16 protein-coding genes are annotated in these 18,067 nt (G+C 39.9%); 6 read left to right on the top strand and 10 right to left on the bottom strand.

Features of this window, described 5'->3' with window-relative positions; translation table 11 throughout:
* Positions 1 to 3 precede the first annotated feature (3 nt).
* Together R2Q66_RS00600 and R2Q66_RS00595 are read right to left on the bottom strand one after the other, a co-directional pair.
* Positions 4 to 492 carry a nucleoside deaminase gene (locus R2Q66_RS00600; RefSeq protein ID WP_316745866.1) on the bottom strand — a complete coding sequence of 163 codons (489 nt, stop codon included), beginning with the start codon at positions 490 to 492 and terminating at the stop codon, positions 4 to 6.
* A gap of 121 nt (positions 493 to 613) precedes the next feature.
* The gene (locus R2Q66_RS00595; RefSeq protein ID WP_316745864.1) at positions 614 to 1,204 is read right to left on the bottom strand and encodes an OmpH family outer membrane protein; all 591 of its coding nucleotides are present in this window, start codon (positions 1,202 to 1,204) and stop codon (positions 614 to 616) included.
* Positions 1,205 to 1,462: 258 nt separating this feature from the next.
* On the opposite strand from R2Q66_RS00595, the gene gyrB reads away from it, so the two are divergent.
* Complete coding sequence (gyrB, locus tag R2Q66_RS00590) at positions 1,463 to 3,421, top strand: DNA topoisomerase (ATP-hydrolyzing) subunit B (protein ID WP_316745863.1); 1,959 nt, start codon at positions 1,463 to 1,465, stop codon at positions 3,419 to 3,421.
* 123 nt (positions 3,422 to 3,544) lie between these two features.
* On the opposite strand, the gene R2Q66_RS00585 is transcribed toward gyrB, so the two are convergent.
* Both R2Q66_RS00585 and mdh read right to left on the bottom strand, forming a co-directional pair.
* The gene (locus tag R2Q66_RS00585) at positions 3,545 to 3,970 is read right to left on the bottom strand and encodes an aspartyl protease family protein (protein ID WP_316745862.1); all 426 of its coding nucleotides are present in this window, start codon (positions 3,968 to 3,970) and stop codon (positions 3,545 to 3,547) included.
* Between the two features lie 5 nt (positions 3,971 to 3,975).
* Entirely contained in the window at positions 3,976 to 4,914 is a 939-nt protein-coding gene (gene mdh / locus R2Q66_RS00580) for a malate dehydrogenase (RefSeq protein WP_316745861.1), read from the bottom strand.
* A 260-nt stretch (positions 4,915 to 5,174) separates the two neighbouring features.
* Between mdh and R2Q66_RS00575 the strand changes: the two genes are divergently transcribed.
* From R2Q66_RS00575 to R2Q66_RS00560, 4 genes are all read left to right on the top strand, one after another.
* Positions 5,175 to 5,666 (top strand): lipocalin family protein, encoded by a 492-nt coding sequence (locus tag R2Q66_RS00575; protein WP_316745860.1) that lies wholly within the window; start codon positions 5,175 to 5,177, stop codon positions 5,664 to 5,666.
* A 110-nt stretch (positions 5,667 to 5,776) separates the two neighbouring features.
* Complete coding sequence (dnaE, locus tag R2Q66_RS00570; protein ID WP_316745858.1) at positions 5,777 to 10,207, top strand: DNA polymerase III subunit alpha; 4,431 nt, start codon at positions 5,777 to 5,779, stop codon at positions 10,205 to 10,207.
* Between the two features lie 133 nt (positions 10,208 to 10,340).
* Positions 10,341 to 10,658, top strand: a complete 318-nt coding sequence (trxA, locus tag R2Q66_RS00565; RefSeq protein WP_062550270.1) for a thioredoxin — start codon at positions 10,341 to 10,343, stop codon at positions 10,656 to 10,658.
* Positions 10,659 to 10,725: 67 nt separating this feature from the next.
* On the top strand, positions 10,726 to 11,646 hold the full coding sequence (locus R2Q66_RS00560; protein WP_316745855.1) for a DUF58 domain-containing protein: 921 nt from the start codon (positions 10,726 to 10,728) through the stop codon (positions 11,644 to 11,646).
* On the opposite strand, the gene R2Q66_RS00555 is transcribed toward R2Q66_RS00560, so the two are convergent.
* Genes R2Q66_RS00555 through R2Q66_RS00530 form a run of 6 tightly spaced genes read right to left on the bottom strand, consistent with a single transcriptional unit; the run spans position 11,643 to position 16,419 of the window.
* Positions 11,643 to 12,839: an aspartate aminotransferase family protein gene (locus R2Q66_RS00555; RefSeq protein ID WP_316745853.1), complete on the bottom strand. Its 1,197-nt coding sequence runs from the start codon at positions 12,837 to 12,839 to the stop codon at positions 11,643 to 11,645. The genes R2Q66_RS00560 and R2Q66_RS00555 overlap by 4 nt on opposite strands.
* 15 nt (positions 12,840 to 12,854) lie before the next feature.
* Complete coding sequence (locus R2Q66_RS00550) at positions 12,855 to 13,307, bottom strand: hypothetical protein (RefSeq protein ID WP_316745851.1); 453 nt, start codon at positions 13,305 to 13,307, stop codon at positions 12,855 to 12,857.
* A gap of 36 nt (positions 13,308 to 13,343) precedes the next feature.
* Positions 13,344 to 13,940 carry a hypothetical protein gene (locus R2Q66_RS00545; protein ID WP_316745848.1) on the bottom strand — a complete coding sequence of 199 codons (597 nt, stop codon included), beginning with the start codon at positions 13,938 to 13,940 and terminating at the stop codon, positions 13,344 to 13,346.
* 34 nt (positions 13,941 to 13,974) lie between these two features.
* On the bottom strand, positions 13,975 to 14,535 hold the full coding sequence (locus R2Q66_RS00540; protein WP_316745847.1) for an RNA polymerase sigma factor: 561 nt from the start codon (positions 14,533 to 14,535) through the stop codon (positions 13,975 to 13,977).
* Between the two features lie 55 nt (positions 14,536 to 14,590).
* Entirely contained in the window at positions 14,591 to 15,550 is a 960-nt protein-coding gene (locus R2Q66_RS00535) for a transketolase family protein (protein WP_316745845.1), read from the bottom strand.
* Between the two features lie 2 nt (positions 15,551 to 15,552).
* Positions 15,553 to 16,419: a transketolase gene (locus tag R2Q66_RS00530; protein ID WP_316746609.1), complete on the bottom strand. Its 867-nt coding sequence runs from the start codon at positions 16,417 to 16,419 to the stop codon at positions 15,553 to 15,555.
* Positions 16,420 to 16,650: 231 nt separating this feature from the next.
* On the opposite strand from R2Q66_RS00530, the gene R2Q66_RS00525 reads away from it, so the two are divergent.
* On the top strand, positions 16,651 to 17,949 hold the full coding sequence (locus R2Q66_RS00525) for a sugar MFS transporter (protein ID WP_316745843.1): 1,299 nt from the start codon (positions 16,651 to 16,653) through the stop codon (positions 17,947 to 17,949).
* The last annotated feature ends 118 nt before the right edge of the window (positions 17,950 to 18,067 follow it).

The following is an 18,067-nucleotide window of genomic DNA, read 5'->3' as shown; positions in this document are numbered from 1 at the left end:
AGCCTAATAAGTTACTCTCATTGGAGATTTCTCCCAGAGTTTAAAAGCCTGAATGGCTTCATCTCTTAGCATTTGCTGTATAGGTAAACTGCGCGCTGTCATCGGCTTTTCGAGTTCTTCATAGATGAATTGGTCATCGAAGCCTATATTTGCCGCATCGACCTTCGTATTGGCATAATAGATCATGTTTATCCTGGACCAGTAGACCGCACTCAAACACATCGGACAAGGCTCGCAACTGGTGTAAATCACACAGCCAGTTAGGTCAAAAGTCTTTAGTTTTTTACAGGCGATCCGGATAGCTGATACTTCTGCATGCGCTGTCGGATCATTTGTGCTGGTTACCTTATTGCCGCTTTTTGCGATCACTTTACCATCTTTAACAACCACTGCACCAAATGGACCACCAAGTTCATCGGTTACGTTTTTTTCGGAAAGGCCGATGGCCATGCGCATAAATTTCTCGTGTTGTTGTTGCGTTGTAATACCCATTATAATGATTTATGTATTTAATTTTGAAGGATTGGAAACAGGAGCTCAGCGTTCCCGCCAAAAAATAAGCACAAAAAAAATGCCCCGATTACACGGAGCATTTAATTTCATCAACCGATGATTATTTTTTGTAGGCTGCGTTCAATCCTACGATCACTTCGCTGGTTACGTCTAAAGACTCATCAGCAAATAAGATTGCACTGTTACCTTTTGAATAAGTTAACACCATTTTGAAGCCTTTACCTTTTGCATAAACTTTCAGGTATTCCGCAACTTTATCATATAATTTTTCATTCTCAGTAGCTTGCTCATTTTGAAGTGCAGCACCTGCATTTTGAGAATAAGCTTGTAATTCTTGTTGTTTACGTGCTAATCTTTCTTCAGTAGAAGCTCTTTGATCAGCAGGTAACGTATTTTGTTGTTGTTGATATTGTGCTACTTCACGTTGGAAAGCTTGTTGTTTAGAAGCAAGATCTGTTTGTGCAGCTTTCGACTTTGCATCAAGCTTAGTTTTTAAGTCTTTGAAATACTGATATTTTGTTAACAGGGAATCAGAATTTACATAGACGATTTTTTCAGCGCTTGTTACCGTGGCCGACTCAGTTTTTGGAGCAGTGGTACCTGCGTTTTCTTTGTTCTGGCAAGAAGCCATAACGGAAACTAATGCAACTGCAGTAGCAATGCTGCCAAGTTTTAATGTTGATCTTTTCATCTAATGATTATAATTGATTTTTTTGTTTTAGTTTTTCGAATCGATCATCCTTCCAGCTGTTTTAAAACTGGTTTTTCCGAACATTTCAAGTCCTCTGGAATGATAAATTTCAACAAATATAAAATTTCAAATTTAGTATCCTAAAAAACTACGGTTTTTAGCTCATTTTTAGTGGTTTTTCGGTCAAATAGTTATCCACATTTGCGGTTAATTAGGCTAAAATGGTTATTTTTGAATCTAATTGTTTTTTTAAAAATTATGAGCGAAGAAAAGGATCCAAAGTCAAATTATTCGGCAGATAATATACAGGTTTTAGAAGGTTTAGAAGCGGTGCGTAAGCGCCCTTCGATGTATATAGGAGACACCGGAGTAAAAGGATTACACCATTTAGTTTACGAGGTAGTAGATAACTCTATTGATGAGGCGTTGGCAGGTCATGCTGACACGATATATGTAAATATTCTTAAAGACAACTCGATCAGAGTTGAAGATAACGGTCGTGGTATTCCTACCGGAATTATGCAGAAAGAGCAGAAATCAGCTCTGGAAATCGTAATGACGGTATTACATGCCGGGGGTAAATTTGATAAGGATACTTACAAAGTTTCTGGTGGTCTGCATGGTGTGGGGGTAAGTTGCGTGAACGCATTATCAACGCATTTAAAAGCAGAAGTTCACCGCGACGGACAAGTTTGGGAGCAGGAATATCAAAAAGGAAAGCCACAATACGATGTTAAAGTGGTGGGTGTGTCAGATAAAAGAGGAACGGTAATTACTTTTACTCCGGATCCTGAAATCTTTACACAGACTTTAGAGTACCGTTATGATACTTTAGCGAGCAGATTAAGAGAACTTTCTTTCCTGAATAAAGGAATTAAATTAACACTTACTGATGAGCGTGAACTGGATGAAGAAGGAAACCCGATAACGGAACTTTTCCATTCTCAGGGAGGCTTAAAAGAATTCGTTCAGTTTTTAGATGGAGGTCGCCCTTCACTGATTGCAGAGCCGATTTATGTAGAAGGTATCAAAAATGGTATTCCGGTAGAGCTTGCTTTACAATACAATGATAGCTATGCAGAAAACGTACACTCTTATGTGAACAACATTAACACACATGAAGGTGGTACACACATTGCAGGTTTCAGAAGAGGTTTAACCAGAACGTTAAAAGCATATGCAGATAAGTCTGGATTGCTTAAAAACGTGAAATTTGAGATTACTGGTGATGACTTTAGAGAAGGATTAACCGCTGTTATTTCTGTGAAAGTACAGGAGCCACAGTTCGAAGGTCAGACGAAAACAAAACTGGGTAACTCTGAGGTAATGGGTGCAGTTGATATCGCCGTAGGTGAAGCACTGAACAATTATCTGGAAGAATATCCAAGAGAAGCGAGACTGATCGTTAATAAAGTAATTCTTGCCGCTACGGCACGTGCAGCAGCACGTAAAGCACGTGAGATGGTGCAACGTAAGAGCGTAATGGGTGGTTCAGGTTTACCTGGTAAGCTAGCCGATTGTTCTGATAGTGATCCGGAAAAATGTGAGATCTACCTTGTCGAGGGAGATTCCGCTGGTGGAACTGCCAAACAAGGCAGGGACCGTAACTTCCAGGCTATTCTTCCACTGAAAGGTAAAATCCTGAACGTAGAGAAAGCAATGGAGCACAAAATCTACGAAAACGACGAGATCAAGAATATGTTTACCGCATTAGGTGTAAGCATTGGAACTCCTGAAGATGATAAAGCGTTAAACCTGACTAAGCTTCGTTACCATAAGGTAGTGATTATGACGGATGCGGACATCGATGGATCACACATTACCACCTTAATCCTTACTTTCTTCTTCAGATACATGAAAGCATTGATTGAAGCCGGCTATGTGTACATCGCAGCGCCACCATTGTACCAGGTTAAAAAAGGAAAAGAGCATGAATATTGCTGGAATGACCAACAACGTGATCAGGCAGTACAACGCTTAAAAGGTGCAGGTAAAGAGGAAAGTGTACATATCCAACGCTATAAAGGTCTTGGAGAGATGAACGCAGAGCAATTATGGGATACTACCTTAAACCCTGCTACACGTACTTTGCTACAGGCAACTATTGAGAATGCTGCTGAATGTGACCATACCTTCTCCATGTTAATGGGTGATGAAGTTGGTCCAAGAAGAGATTTCATCGAGAGAAATGCTAAATATGCTAAGATCGACGCTTAATTAGCGGATCAAAATAACAATTAAACAAAAAAGGAGGTGCCGTATAGTACCTCTTTTTTTGTTTAATAAAATCAGCGCATCGCTATTTCCAGCTATACATAGCTCTCATTTAGGAGCAAATAGCTAGTTGCTATAAAGGAACAGCTTAAGCTTTTTATAATTGATCAGGGCATCATATTTCAGGAGGATATCGCTGCCAATAATACCGGCAATTGTGGGATGTCCCATTTGCTCATAAGCCTGGTTTACGCTTTCCAGATCCAGGGCTACCGTTTCATAGTCATGAATAACCAATCTACCCATCTTAATTTTAGGTATAGTGGCCTGTATGGTACTGGAAGTAGCAAATAAAGTAGTCGCATGAGTTTCCTCACTATATTCCAGTTCTGCAATATTGTTTTTAATCAGCGTCATATCGAACACGGAGCGGGAGGCTCCCGTATCTAAAACCACAAAAGATTTCTTCCCAAAAACAACAATTTCCACCAAAAGGTGGAAACCGTCATCTTGTAGATTTATTAAGGTTAAGGGAACAGTAATCGTTCTCATTAATTTTATACTAGTTTCATGTCGTGTAAAACGCTGTTCATGGCACGAACGGCATCAGCACTTTTATTAAAGGAAGCCTGTTCCTCCTCATTCAATTTATAATCAATCACCTTTTCCCAGCCATTGCGGCCAACAATCACCGGGACACCTAAACAGATGTCCTTCTGTCCGTATTCGCCATCCAGGGCTACACAGCAGGTAAATAATTTCTTTTCATCACGCACAATACTTTCTACCAAAGCAGCACCTGCGGCACCTGGAGCGTACCAGGCAGAAGTACCCAGCAGACCAGTTAACGTAGCACCACCAACCATGGTATCAGCGGCAACCTTATCTAAAGTTGCTTTATCTAATAACTCAGTGACTGGCAAACTCTGGTAAGTTGCGTAACGTGTTAAGGGGATCATGGTCGTGTCACCATGGCCACCGATTACAAAACCCTGCAGGTCGTTGGAATTGCAGTTTAAAGCAACACTTAAATAGTATTTAAAACGGGCGCTATCTAGAGTTCCACCCATACCAATAATTCGGTTTTTAGGTAATCCTAATGATTTTAAGGCCAGGTAAGTCATGGTATCCATTGGATTACTGATCACGATAATGATCGCATCCGGAGAATATTTAAGAATATTTTCTGCAACACCTTTAACGATTCCGGCATTGATGCCGATCAGTTCTTCGCGGGTCATGCCCGGTTTACGTGGTAATCCCGAAGTAATCACGGCTACGGTAGAACCTGCAGTCTGACTATAATCATTGGTCACCCCTTTTATTTTTGTATCAAAGCCCAATAGAGTGGCCGTTTGCATCATATCAATTGCCTTACCTTCGGCAAAACCTTCTTTGATGTCTAATAAAACAAGCTCTTCTGCTAATTCTTTTCTGGCAATATTATCTGCACAAGTGGCACCTACAGCGCCGGCACCTACAACCGTTATTTTCATAATGAATCTAATTTTATTTTAAGCGTAAGCAAGCTTGCGGCCTGTTTACAGGGGTTAAATCTATTGTTTTTAAATGGGCGTTGATATTATAATTTACAATTTAATTATTTATTAAAGCAAAGCTAATCAGGTTAGCCTTGCTGCCTAAGGTATAAATTTTGGGCAGTTTTAAAAACGCTTTTTAAAACTTTCTTCAACCTTGCTGGTTTTATGATAAAGAATTTACATTTGCTTAATAGTACTAAACTAACTAACCTATTATGGATAATGTGCCCGTAGAAAAAGTTGATATCATGTCGTATGCAGGGAAGTGGTACTCTTTATATTCGATACCCACTTTCATTGATAAGCACTGGCGCCAAACAGTGGAGACATATGTCATCCATCCTGATGGTTATTATGCTGTTTTTACTGGTTATAAAGTACAAGGTGAGGATAAACAAAAATATTTCAGGTCTAAATTGTTTGTAGTTCGTGGCAGTAGAAATGCCCGTTTTAAAGCAGAATTTATCTGGCCGGTAAAAGTAGATTACTGGGTGATCGAACTTGCTGAGGATTACTCTTATGTGGTAGTTGGCCATCCCAAATTCAAGTATCTCTTCATTATGGCGAGAAAGCCAAATATTGATGAGTCCTTGCTTGCAGAAATTATAGAGCGCTGTCAGAAAAAGGGTTACGATACCAGTAAGCTTGTTTCTCAGGAACACCAGGCTTCCGGGCCGATTCCTGTTTCCATTCTGTGTAAAGATTAGCACCCTTCTGTGTAAAAATTCAGGACTTCAATTACAGGAAGAATGGAAATTTCCGTATTTTTGATCAATCATATTGATTTCTAAAAAGACGATTTTCTAATTACCCAGCTATGTATTTGATTTTTGATACCGAAACAACGGGATTGCCACGCAATTGGAATGCGCCGATTACCGATACGGATAATTGGCCGAGATGTATCCAGATTGCATGGCAGTTACATGATGCGCTTGGAAATCTGATCGAGCATCAGGATTTTCTGGTTAAACCGGAAGGCTTCAATATCCCTTACGATGCGGAGCGAATCCATGGTATTTCGACAGAACTGGCGGCCGAACAAGGTATTCCTCTGGCAGTAGTATTAGATAAATTTAATGAAGCCCTGTCAAAATCCAAATTTGTTGTCGGACAAAATGTAGGCTTTGATGTCAACATTATGGGCTGTGAGTTTCATCGTTTAGGCGTAGAAAGTCCAATGGCGACCATGCCGGTACTGGATACCTGTACTGAGGTTACCGCAGAATTATTGCGTATTCCAGGTGGTCGTGGAGGTAAATTTAAATTGCCAACACTGACAGAATTACACCAATATCTTTTCGGTACACCATTCTCAGAGGCCCACAATGCTACGGCAGATGTGGAAGCAACCACGCGTTGCTTTTTGCAGCTGATCAAAATGGAGGTATTTACGCTGGAGCAATTACATGCGGATGCCAACTATATACCTGCCTTTAAAGAGAAAAATCCAGGGGTAGTAGAAAGAATAGGGTTAAACCATGTCAACCTAAAATCTGCTTCTGAGGAAATCAGAAAACGTCTGCAAAAAACTGAAGCTCCTAAAGTATCTAAAAAGACACTGGAAGAGAACAAGCTGGAACTCGCGAATGTCAGCTTTGCCCATTTACACAACCATACGCAGTTTTCGGTACTTCAATCTACGATTAATATTCCTTCCCTGATTAAAGCGACAGCAGCACATAAAATGCCGGCAGTAGCGATGACAGATCATGCGAATATGATGGGTGCTTTCCATTTTGTGGCGCAGATTCTGAACCATAATAAAGGAGTAGAAGCCAGAAACAAGGAGGCCATAGAAAAAGGAGAAACACCAGAAGAACTGATCATTAAACCTATTGTAGGTTGCGAATTCTTTGTCTGTGACGATCATTTAGATAAGAAAAGAAAAGACGACGGCTACCAGGTGGTCTTATTGGCGAAGAATAAACAGGGTTATCATAACCTGGCAAAAATGTCTTCTATCGCTTATACGAAAGGATTTTACTATATCCCACGTATCGATAAGGCGGTTATAGAACAATATAAAGAAGACATCATCGTCCTTTCTGGTAACTTATATGGAGAGATTTCCAGCAAATTGCTGAATCTGGGTGAAAAACAAGCAGAAGAAGCATTGTTATGGTGGAAATCGCAATTTGGCGAAGATTTCTATGTTGAAGTGATGCGTCATAACCAGGAAGATGAAGACATTGTCAATGTCTCTTTAATCGCCCTGGCTAAAAAACATGATGTAAAGCTGATTGCCACTAACAATACCTATTATATTAATAAAAGAGATGCCAATGCCCACGATATTTTATTGTGTGTAAAAGACGGAGAGAAACAGGCTACACCTATCGGGCGTGGCAGAGGATACCGTTTTGGCTTACCAAATCAGGAGTACTATTTCAAAACTCCTGAAGAAATGAAAAACCTTTTCGCCGATTTACCAGAGGCGATTATCAACATACAGGAAATTGTAGATAAAATTGAAATCTTCAAATTAGCCCGTGAAGTCCTTTTACCTAAGTTCGATATTTCAGAAGAATTCCTGGTTAAGGAAGATGAAGAAGACGGCGGTAAAAGAGGGGAAAACAAATATTTGCGCCACCTGACCTATGAAGGGGCGAAAAAACGTTACGGAATCATCACGGATGATATTGCTGAACGTCTGGACTTCGAATTACAGACGATTGAGAAAACCGGTTATCCGGGATATTTCCTGATCGTTCAGGATTTCATTGCCAAGGCCAGAGAATTAGATGTGTCTGTAGGCCCTGGAAGGGGATCTGCGGCAGGATCAGCAGTAGCCTACTGTCTGTGGATTACCAATATTGACCCCATTAAATACGACTTACTATTTGAGCGTTTCCTGAATCCTGATCGTGTTTCCATGCCCGATATCGACATCGATTTTGATGACGAAGGACGTGGAAGGGTAATGGACTATGTAATCAATAAATATGGCTCCAACCAGGTGGCACAAATCATCACCTATGGTACCATGGCGGCCAAATCTTCCGTTAAGGATACCGCAAGGGTATTGGATCTGCCACTTTATGAGGCAGAGAAAATCGCAAAGCTGATTCCCAACATGAAGCTGGCTAAAATATTTACGCTGGATGAGAAGGCGCTTAAAGGCGCACTTCGTGCAGATGAATATGAAAAAGTTTTAGAGCTGAAATCTTTGGCAGGAGCCAATGATTTAGGGGCAAAAACACTGGAACAAGCGCAAATCCTGGAAGGCTCTTTAAGAAATACAGGGATTCATGCCTGTGGGGTAATTATTACTCCAAGCGACATTACGAACTTTGTGCCGGTAGCTACCGCCAAAGATTCGGACCTGTATGTGACCCAATTTGACAACTCCGTAGTGGAAAGCGCCGGTTTGTTGAAAATGGACTTTTTAGGGTTAAAAACATTGACCCTGATTAAAGATACCGTGAAGCTGGTTAAATTCAGACATAAGATCGACCTTGATCCGGATGCTTTCCCGATTGATGATGCGAAGACGTATGAGCTCTTCCAACGCGGAGAAACCATCGGAATCTTCCAGTACGAGTCTAACGGGATGCAGAAGTACATGAAAGAGTTAAAGCCAACCGTTTTCGGGGATTTAATTGCCATGAACGCGCTTTACCGTCCGGGACCACTGGAATATATCCCAAGCTTTGTACGCAGGAAAAACGGAGAGGAAGAAATCAAATACGACCTTGATGCCTGCGAAGAATATTTAAAAGAAACTTACGGAATTACCGTATACCAGGAGCAGGTGATGCTTCTTTCCCAGAAACTTGCCGGATTTACCAAAGGTGAGGCCGACGTTTTACGTAAGGCGATGGGTAAGAAACAGAAAGACGTACTGGATAAAATGAAGCCTAAATTTGTGGCTCAGGCTGCAGAAAAAGGACATGATCCAACAGTATTGGAGAAAATCTGGAAAGATTGGGAAGCATTTGCTTCTTATGCCTTTAACAAATCTCACTCTACCTGTTACGCCTGGATTGCTTACCAGACGGCTTATTTAAAAGCGCATTACCCAGCTGAATACATGGCTGCGGTACTTTCCAATAACATGAGCGACATCAAGCAGGTGGCCTTCTTTATGGAAGAATGCAAGCAGATGGGCGTTTCTGTATTGGGACCGGATGTGAACGAATCGGGCACTAAATTCTCGGTAAATACCAGCGGACAAGTACGTTTCGGCCTTTCCGGTATTAAAGGAGTAGGAGAGAAAGCAGTAGAAAGCATTATTTTAGAACGTAATGAAAAAGGTTCGTACAAAAGTGTATACGATTTTGCCAAGCGTTCTAATACCCGTACGGTGAATAAAAAAGCTTACGAAAGTTTTGTTTATAGTGGTGCTTTTGATGGCTTCGGCTATCATAGAGCGCAGTATTTCTTTGTCGGGATTAACGATAAGATGAACGGCATCGAGAAGATGATCAAGTTTGCCAATGATTTCCAGAACAACGAATCTTCTGCGCAATCCTCTTTATTTGGCGGATCGGCTTCCGAAATGGTTTACGAACCGAGTTTACCGGTATCTCCGGAATGGACGCTGATCGACAGGTTAAAATACGAGAAAGACGCTATTGGTATCTTTTTAAGCGGGCACCCACTCGATAACTACAAATTAGAACTTAAAGAATTCTGCCAGCATAAGGTAAGACATCTTTCTGTAGTGAATAAAATCAGAACAGGCGATTCTACGGATGAAGTCCTGGCGGAGTTCGAAGGCATCAAGAATAAAGAACTCGTAGTGGGTGGATTAGTGGTAATTTCTGCGCAAAGAATGACCAAAACCGGCAAGCCTTTCGGTACCATTGTGTTCGAAGATTACGAAGATACTTGTGAACTTGCCTTGTTTGGGGATGACTTCATCAAATTTAAACAGTTCCTTACTGATGGCTACTTCTTACAGATCAGAGGGAGAGTAGGGGAGCGTTTCCGTAAAGAAGGCGACTGGGAGTTCAAGATTACTTCTATCCATTTGCTTTCCGAGCTGCGGGATAAATTGGCAAAGAGTGTCACCATTCAAGTGCCTATTGAAAAGATTACAGACGATTTTATGTTGAAGGTAAATGCCATTCTGGAAGAGAATAAAGCGGGTACGGATCACCAGAACTGTCAGTTATTATTCGAAGTTTACGATAGAGAGCAGAATGTGAATGTGAAGCTGCCTTCCAAATCTTTGAAGATTAATCCTAATAATGACTTTTTAGAACAATTAACTGCTTTAAACGTAAATCCTAAGTTGAACTAATGTCATTTTGGCATTGGTAAGCTGATGGCATTACAATTGATTATATCTTTGCATAGAGTTTGGAATTAAAGGTTAAATTTACCGATTCAAACAAACAGACAATACAATAAAAAACTAATTTAAAATAAGAATTATGGCTTTGGAAATTACAGATGCAAACTTCGAGGAAGTTGTATTAAAATCAGATAAACCCGTTTTGGTTGATTTTTGGGCAGAGTGGTGTGGTCCATGTCGCATGGTAGGACCAGTAGTAGACGAAATCTCAAAAGAATACGAAGGAAAAGCAATCGTAGGTAAAGTAAATGTGGATAACAACCCTCAGATCTCTACTCAGTTCGGTATCCGTAACATTCCAGCGTTATTGTTCTTCAAAAACGGTGAAGTAGTAGATAAACAAGTTGGTGCTGTTCCGAAATCAGTATTGGCACAAAAATTAGATGCACAGTTGTAATTAACTCAACATATACTAGTTAAAAAAGCGTTCATAATTTTATGAACGCTTTTTTTATATTTACCCTATGCAGTATCCAATCGATGAGCAAGCAATTCCTTTCCATGGCAATCTCGAGTTATTAGCCAGACAAGTGGTAGAAGGATTTATAACCGGCCTTCATAAAAGCCCTTTTCATGGCTTTTCTGTGGAATTTGCAGAACATCGCTTGTATAATGTAGGGGATAGCGTAAAAAATATCGACTGGAAGCTTTTTGCTAAAACCGACAAGCTATTCAGCAAACGCTTCGAAGAAGAAACCAATCTGAGGTGTCAATTCATTGTGGATGTTTCTTCCTCCATGTATTTCCCTTCCGGGGAATATAATAAACTTAACTTTTCTGTACAGGCTACTGCCGCTTTGATCTATTTATTGAAAAGACAAAGAGATGCATTCGGACTCAGCTTGTTTTCCGACCATCTGTTGCTCAATACACCTGCCAAATCGACCACTACACATCAAAAGCACCTGTTTAGTCATTTAGAACAAGCCCTAAACACAGCGGCGATGAATGTGCAGACCAATGTGGCCCAGGCCTTACATCAGGTAGCAGAGCTGATTCATAAACGTTCCTTAGTCGTGATTTTTAGTGATATGCTGAACAGCGATCAAGGAGGAGACCATTTGGAAACCCTGTTTTCCGCACTTCAACACCTGAAATTCAACAAACACGAAGTGGTGATTTTCAATGTAACCGACAAATCAAGGGAAGTCGATTTCGAATTTGAGAACCGTCCCTATGAATTTATAGATATGGAAACGGGAACCAGGATTAAAGCGCATACCGCGAACCTGAAAACGGATTATTTAGCCAGAATGAGCCAATATAGAAAGGCCATCGAGTTGAAATGCAGCCAATACAAAATCGACATGATTGATGCCGATATTGCTGCTGGATTTCAACCGATATTGGAGGCCTATCTGATTAAAAGACAAAAAATGAGTTAAGCGGAAGCAAGCAACGCATTTACGTTTCTTAGAATAACCTCGCAGGCATATTCAATTTCCGCTTCTGTAATAATTAATGGTGGAGCTACACGCATAGAATTGCTGCAATGCAGGAACCAGTCGCTGATCACACCATCCGCGATACAGGCATCAATGATTTTCTTATTGATCTCAAAATTTTCAAACTCAATAGCCATCATCAAACCTTTTCCACGCACCTCTTTAATGGCAGGGTGAACCAGTAATTTTTTAAATAACTCGCCTTTTTCGGTAACACCATCCACGATATTCTCGTTTTGGATCGTCTGTAGCGTGGCTAAACCTGCTGCACAGCTCACCGGGTGACCGCCAAAGGTAGTCAGGTGTCCTAAGATAGGATTTGTAGCCAGGGCTCTCATGATCTCTGTAGAACTGATAAATGCACCAATTGGCATACCGCCGCCAATTCCTTTAGCTAATAAAAGAATATCCGGACTAATCCCATAATGTTCAAAACCAAACATCTTTCCGGTACGACCAAAGCCGCATTGAATTTCATCCAGCACCAATAAAGTACCTGTAGCAGTACATTTAGCTCTTAAAGCCTCAAAATAGGCCTTATCGGCAGTTCTTAGTCCAGCTTCACCTTGTACGGTTTCCATAAATACAGCTGCGGTACGTTCCGTAATCAGCTCAAGATCCGGCAAAGCATTAAAATTGATGAAGCTGATATCAGGAAGAAGTGGTCTGTAGGCTTGTTTAAATTCTTCGTTACCCATTAGGCTTAAAGCACCCTGGGTACTGCCATGATAAGAATTATGGCAGGCAATAATTTCGGAGCGACCGGTAAATCTTTTGGCCAGTTTCATGGCACCTTCTACGGCTTCCGCACCGGAGTTCACGAAATAAGTACAGTTTAAATGAGCTGGAAGAATATCTGCTAAGGCTTTAGCAAAGTTTACCTGTGGACTCTGAACAAATTCACCATACACCATAATGTGCATATAGTTTTCCACTTGTTCCTTCACTGCATTAACTACGGCAGGGTGACAATGGCCAACATTACTCACACCGATACCGGCAATTAAATCCAGGTGTTTTTTGCCTGTAGTATCATAAAGATACATACCGCTGGCTTTAGTGAATTCTAAAAGAAGTGGCTCTAATGTAGTTTGGGCGTTATGTTGAAGGAATAATTGACGTTGTGTAAGCATACACAAAAATACAAATTAATTTCGCTCAGGCCTTCCATTTCTGTATCTCGATAAGAGTTCTCTTTTGAAACTCTCCTGAGCACGGTAATATTTTCCTACCGTTTTGATTGGCAGACTGGATTTCAATTTGTAATAATACTTTTTCTCAATGGATAAGTCCCTTTGTTTATAGTTCAGCTCGTTTACAATCAGGCTTTGAATCTCCGTGTCCGATAGGTTATCAATTTCCGTAAGCTTTTTAAAGCTGATCATATTTTGAGATCTTTCTTTACGTAAAGCAGCCTGTTCCTTTTGAAAATCATTGTATATCGGCCAGAAAATCTTCGCCTCCTCTTCAGAAAGATCTAGTTTCTGTGTTAAATAGCTAATTCTTAACGACTCAATTTCAGCAGACCTTTCCGCCGTTTTCTGTGCAGAAGCAAGAAAAGGTAACATAAAAAGCAATGCGGCAACAACTATATTTTTCATCGGGGGTGTTTTTTATTTAATAAGCAGTTTCAGCAATTATAGCGCTGAGGCAATTTCATTCTGACTGTAGTTGCTGAGGATGTAGTTTTCTAAATCAGCTTCTGCAACCAAAGGACTTTCCTGCGTTAGACTATTGGATTGAATATGTTCTATAATGGTGTTTTCATCAATATCATAAAGCATCTGTTCATTTGCTGCATCAGCAGAAAGTGAAAGGGAAGGATTGGTATGCTGATAAAAATACACACCCAATGTACTAATCAATACAAAACATGCTGCGGAAGCATACTTTAATGCCTTAGAATGCCATAAACGGAAAGTCTTTGATACCCTTTCCGCAGTGGTTTTTGTTGCAATCTTTTCTTGTAATTGCTGGAAATAATCTTGTGGTACTGTATAACCCACCACTTCTGCCTGGATCTTTGTAGAAAGTGATTCGAAGTAACCTTGCGGTAGATTAAAACCTGATTCCGGAGTACTTGTTTTTAAGTCGTCCAGGAATATAGCTTCCTCAATATCGGCAGGTAATCCTTCAAAATACCCTTCTGGAATAGAAAAAGGATGTTTCACGCTCAGCCCAGCCAGGTGGGGGGCCTCGTTCATCCATTCGCTATTTTCTAAATCATTTTCCATTGTACTTATATTGATACATTTCAGAGCAAAAGGTTTAAAAGGTAATGTCCTCATTTAGCATAAAAGTTTCAACTTTTTTTACCGCGATATGAAAAGAGGCTTTTAAGGCACCTACACTGGTTCCTGTAATTTCAGAAATCTCCTCATATTTAAGGTCATCAAAATACTTCATGTTAAAAATCAGGCGTTGTTTCTCCGGTAAAGTGAGCAAAGCCTGTTGCAGCTTCATCTGGATTTTATCCCCGTTAAAATAGGAGGATGCGACCAGACTTTCGGCAAGTTCTTCAGAAACCTCATCCAATGGGGTATTGTTGCGTTGTTTCTTCTTATTCAGGAAAGTAATAGATTCATTAGTGGCGATGCGATAAATCCAGGTATACAATTTGGAATCGCTGCGAAACTTATCCAGATTTTTCCAGACTTTCACAAACACTTCCTGAACCAGGTCGTCCGTGTCATCATGGTCGATCACCAGCCGGCGGATATGCCAATAGATCTTTTGCTGGTATTTTTGAAGAAGCAGGTTAAAGGCTTCATTGCGAGTCTCCTTGTTGGAGAATTTCTCTAAAATTTCTGAATCTTCAACCTGCTTCATTTATTATGTTTAATCTGTTAAATATGGACAGATATATTAAAACGTCATTAAAGACTTATTTATTGGCTCTTTTCATAACTTTTTGAACCGCTTCAACGATATTAATCGTATCCAGGCCGTATTTAGTCATCAATTGATCAGGCGTTCCGCTTTCACCGAAGCTATCATTTACCGCTACAAATTCCTGAGGTGAAGGAAGTTCTGTAGACAATAATCTTGCTACACTTTCTCCAAGACCACCGAATTTATTGTGTTCTTCACAAGTTACCACGCAACCTGTTTTCTTCAGTGATTTTAAAATTGCAGCTTCATCTAATGGCTTAATCGTGTGGATATTGATAATTTCTGCATCAATTCCCATGGCTGCCAATTGCTCACCAGCTTCGATTGCTTTCCAAACCATATGTCCGGTAGCTACGATAGTTACATTAGTACCTTCGTTTACCATCCAGGCTTTACCGATTTCAAATTTCTGATCAGGATCTGTAAATACAGGGATTACTGGTCTTCCGAAACGTAGGTAAACAGGGCCTTCATATTCAGCGATGGCGATAGTTGCTGCTTTAGTCTGGTTGTAATCACAAGTATTGATAACGGTCATGCCCGGAATCATTTTCATCAAACCTATATCTTCTAAAATCTGGTGTGTAGCACCATCTTCACCTAGTGTTAAACCAGCATGAGAAGCACAGATTTTTACGTTTTTATTAGAATAAGCAACAGACTGTCTGATCTGGTCATAAACCCTTCCTGTAGAGAAGTTAGCGAAAGTTCCTGTGAAAGGAATTTTTCCACCGATGGTTAGGCCAGCAGCAATACCGATCATATTTGCTTCGGCAATACCAATCTGGAAAAAGCGCTCTGGAAATTCCTTAATGAAGGCATCCATTTTCAAAGAACCTACCAAATCCGCACAAAGTGCAACTACTTCCGGGTTTTTCTGTCCTGCTTCAAGTAATCCTGCTCCGAAACCAGAGCGGGTATCTTTCTTTTCAGTATATGTGTACTTTTTCATGCTTAGTAGTCTTTTAGGGTAGAAGGTAATTGTGCTAATGCTGCGGCAAGTTGCTCATCATTTGGAGCAATACCATGCCATTTGTGTGATCCCATCATGAAATCTACACCATTACCCATAATGGTACTCATTAAGTTTAAAATAGGCTTGCCTTTACCAGTTAGCGTTTTCGCGTAATGTAAAGCTCTGACAATATCCTCCATATCGTTACCGTTAGAAGTGATGACATGCCATCCGAATGCTTCGAATTTAGCCTGTAAACTTTCTAATGAAAGTACTTTTTCTGTAGGACCATCAATTTGTTGTCCATTATAATCAATGGAAGCAATCAAATTGTCAACCTTATTGTGAGGCGCATACATGATGGCTTCCCAATTCTGGCCTTCCTGTAATTCACCATCTCCAAGTAATACGTAAATGGTCGAGTTATCTTTATTTAATTTCTTCGCTTGTGCAGCCCCAATTGCTACAGATAAGCCCTGACCCAAAGATCCGGAAGCAATTCTGATACCTGGAAGGTGCTCATGCGTGGTTGGATGTCCTTGTAATCTTGAATTTAATTTTCTGAAAGTAGCTAGTTCACTGATATCAAAGTATCCTGATCTTGCAAGTACACTATAGAAAACAGGTGAAATATGTCCGTTAGACAGGAAGAATAAATCTTCTCCTTTTCCATCCATAGTAAAATCAGTATTGTGGTTCATGACCTCAAAATACAATGCAGTCATAAAGTCTGCACATCCTAATGATCCTCCGGGGTGGCCTGATTGACAACCGTGCACCATTCTAACAATATCTCTTCTTACTTGAGAAGCGATATCTTCTAATTCATTGATTGTATGTTTCATTAATTGGGGTTGTTGATTAATAGGACAAATGTAATTAAAAATACTTTGGACGTAACATGTTAAGCTAAAGTTCAATAGAAAGACATAAAAATCAACTATTACCTCATTTTTACTTTATTTTTCTATCGATTTTTCAATATAAGCTTGTTATTCCGAAGAATTCTATATTTTTAGGAACTTTAATATTCGATTTTGATAAAAATACTAACCAAACTTCAAAAAGTTGATAACAAAAAATACGCAAATTAAATCATGACAAACCAAACACAAAAATCAGTAATTTCTCCCATTGTAACTATTGGGGCTTTATTCTTCATTTTTGGCTTTGTAACCTGGGCCAATAGTACCTTAATTCCCTTCCTAAAAATAGCTTGCGGACTTAAAACCGACTTTGAAGCCTTTTTGGTAACCTTCGCATCTTACATTGCTTATTTCTTCCTGGCATTACCTTCTTCATGGATCATAAAGAAATTAGGATTTAAAAACGGAATCATTATCGGCTTACTGATTTTAGCATTCGGATCACTTATTTTTATCCCTGCAGCAGATTCCAGAAGTTTTGGTCTGTTTTTAACCGGTATTTTCATTCAGGGAGCAGCCCTTTCCTTATTACAAACGGCTTCTAACCCATATATCAGTATTATTGGTCCAATAGAAAGTGCGGCAAAACGCATGAGTATCATGGGATTGTGTAATAAATTTGCCGGTGTGATTGTACCAGTGATCATGGGTACCATCTTCCTTAAAAATGCAAGTGCTATTGAGACTAAAATCAATGACGTAGCTACAACATTTGCAGAACGCGAATTGCTATTAGAAGAAGTATTGGGTCGTGTACATACACCTTATATTGTATTGGCAATTGTGTTCACGCTTTTTGCGGTATTCATTAAATATACCAACCTTCCGGAAGTTGATGTAGATAAAGAAGATGTAGTTGAGCCAGGCGAATTACAGGCAGGTGAAGCAAAAGTAGCTAAAACTTCTATTTTCCAATTCCCACACTTGTTTCTTGGAGCCTTCTGTATCTTCGTTTATGTAGCTGCTGAGGTAATGGCTGGTGATATCATTGGTGTATATGGAAAGTCGTTAGGTATCAGTGCCGACATTACTAAATACTTTACTACCCTTACTTTAGGTAGTATGCTGGTAGGTTATGTAGTTGGTATTATTGTGATCCCGAAATACATTACACAACAGTTTGCGTTAAAAATCTGTGCCATATTAGGGGTAATTTTTGTATGTGCTTCTTACTTAACACATGGTTATACTTCCGTTATTTTCGTCGGATTATTAGGTTTGGCGAATTCACTAATGTGGCCGGCAATCTTCCCGCTGGGTATAAAAGGCCTGGGTAAATTCACTAAAACCGGATCAGCCATTATGGTGATGGGTATTGCTGGTGGTGCAGTTTGGCCATTGATTTACGGTTACCTGAAAGATTATTTACACATGGATTTCCAATTGGCATTCTTTATTAGTGTATTACCTTGTTACCTATACATCTGGTATTTTGCCGTTGCGGGTCACAAAGTTCGTACTAAAGGATAGTCTACAAAATATAGCTGTGTAAACAGCATCAGTTAAAAAGGAGAAGCGTAAGTTTCTCCTTTTTTGTTTAAGCTCATACTTTCCTATAACAAAGCCTGTTTCACTCCTTTCCTGTTTT

This window comes from Pedobacter gandavensis, from assembly GCF_032677645.1.
GTDB lineage: Bacteria > Bacteroidota > Bacteroidia > Sphingobacteriales > Sphingobacteriaceae > Pedobacter > Pedobacter gandavensis_A.
This window is presented reverse-complemented; position numbering and strand designations above follow the sequence as displayed.

Excerpts from the sequence above, each read along its gene's own strand:
- R2Q66_RS00535 (WP_316745845.1), bottom strand. The coding sequence starts at position 15,550 with ATGAAAAAGTACACATATACTGAAAAGAAAGATACCCGCTCTGGTTTC.
- dnaE (WP_316745858.1), top strand. The coding sequence starts at position 5,777 with ATGTATTTGATTTTTGATACCGAAACAACGGGATTGCCACGCAATTGG.
- gyrB (WP_316745863.1), top strand. The coding sequence starts at position 1,463 with ATGAGCGAAGAAAAGGATCCAAAGTCAAATTATTCGGCAGATAATATA.
- R2Q66_RS00575 (WP_316745860.1), top strand. The coding sequence starts at position 5,175 with ATGGATAATGTGCCCGTAGAAAAAGTTGATATCATGTCGTATGCAGGG.
- R2Q66_RS00555 (WP_316745853.1), bottom strand. The coding sequence starts at position 12,839 with ATGCTTACACAACGTCAATTATTCCTTCAACATAACGCCCAAACTACA.
- R2Q66_RS00540 (WP_316745847.1), bottom strand. The coding sequence starts at position 14,535 with ATGAAGCAGGTTGAAGATTCAGAAATTTTAGAGAAATTCTCCAACAAG.
- R2Q66_RS00585 (WP_316745862.1), bottom strand. The coding sequence starts at position 3,970 with ATGAGAACGATTACTGTTCCCTTAACCTTAATAAATCTACAAGATGAC.
- R2Q66_RS00600 (WP_316745866.1), bottom strand. The coding sequence starts at position 492 with ATGGGTATTACAACGCAACAACAACACGAGAAATTTATGCGCATGGCC.
- R2Q66_RS00550 (WP_316745851.1), bottom strand. The coding sequence starts at position 13,307 with ATGAAAAATATAGTTGTTGCCGCATTGCTTTTTATGTTACCTTTTCTT.
- R2Q66_RS00560 (WP_316745855.1), top strand. The coding sequence starts at position 10,726 with ATGCAGTATCCAATCGATGAGCAAGCAATTCCTTTCCATGGCAATCTC.
- mdh (WP_316745861.1), bottom strand. The coding sequence starts at position 4,914 with ATGAAAATAACGGTTGTAGGTGCCGGCGCTGTAGGTGCCACTTGTGCA.
- R2Q66_RS00525 (WP_316745843.1), top strand. The coding sequence starts at position 16,651 with ATGACAAACCAAACACAAAAATCAGTAATTTCTCCCATTGTAACTATT.
- trxA (WP_062550270.1), top strand. The coding sequence starts at position 10,341 with ATGGCTTTGGAAATTACAGATGCAAACTTCGAGGAAGTTGTATTAAAA.
- R2Q66_RS00595 (WP_316745864.1), bottom strand. The coding sequence starts at position 1,204 with ATGAAAAGATCAACATTAAAACTTGGCAGCATTGCTACTGCAGTTGCA.
- R2Q66_RS00545 (WP_316745848.1), bottom strand. The coding sequence starts at position 13,940 with ATGGAAAATGATTTAGAAAATAGCGAATGGATGAACGAGGCCCCCCAC.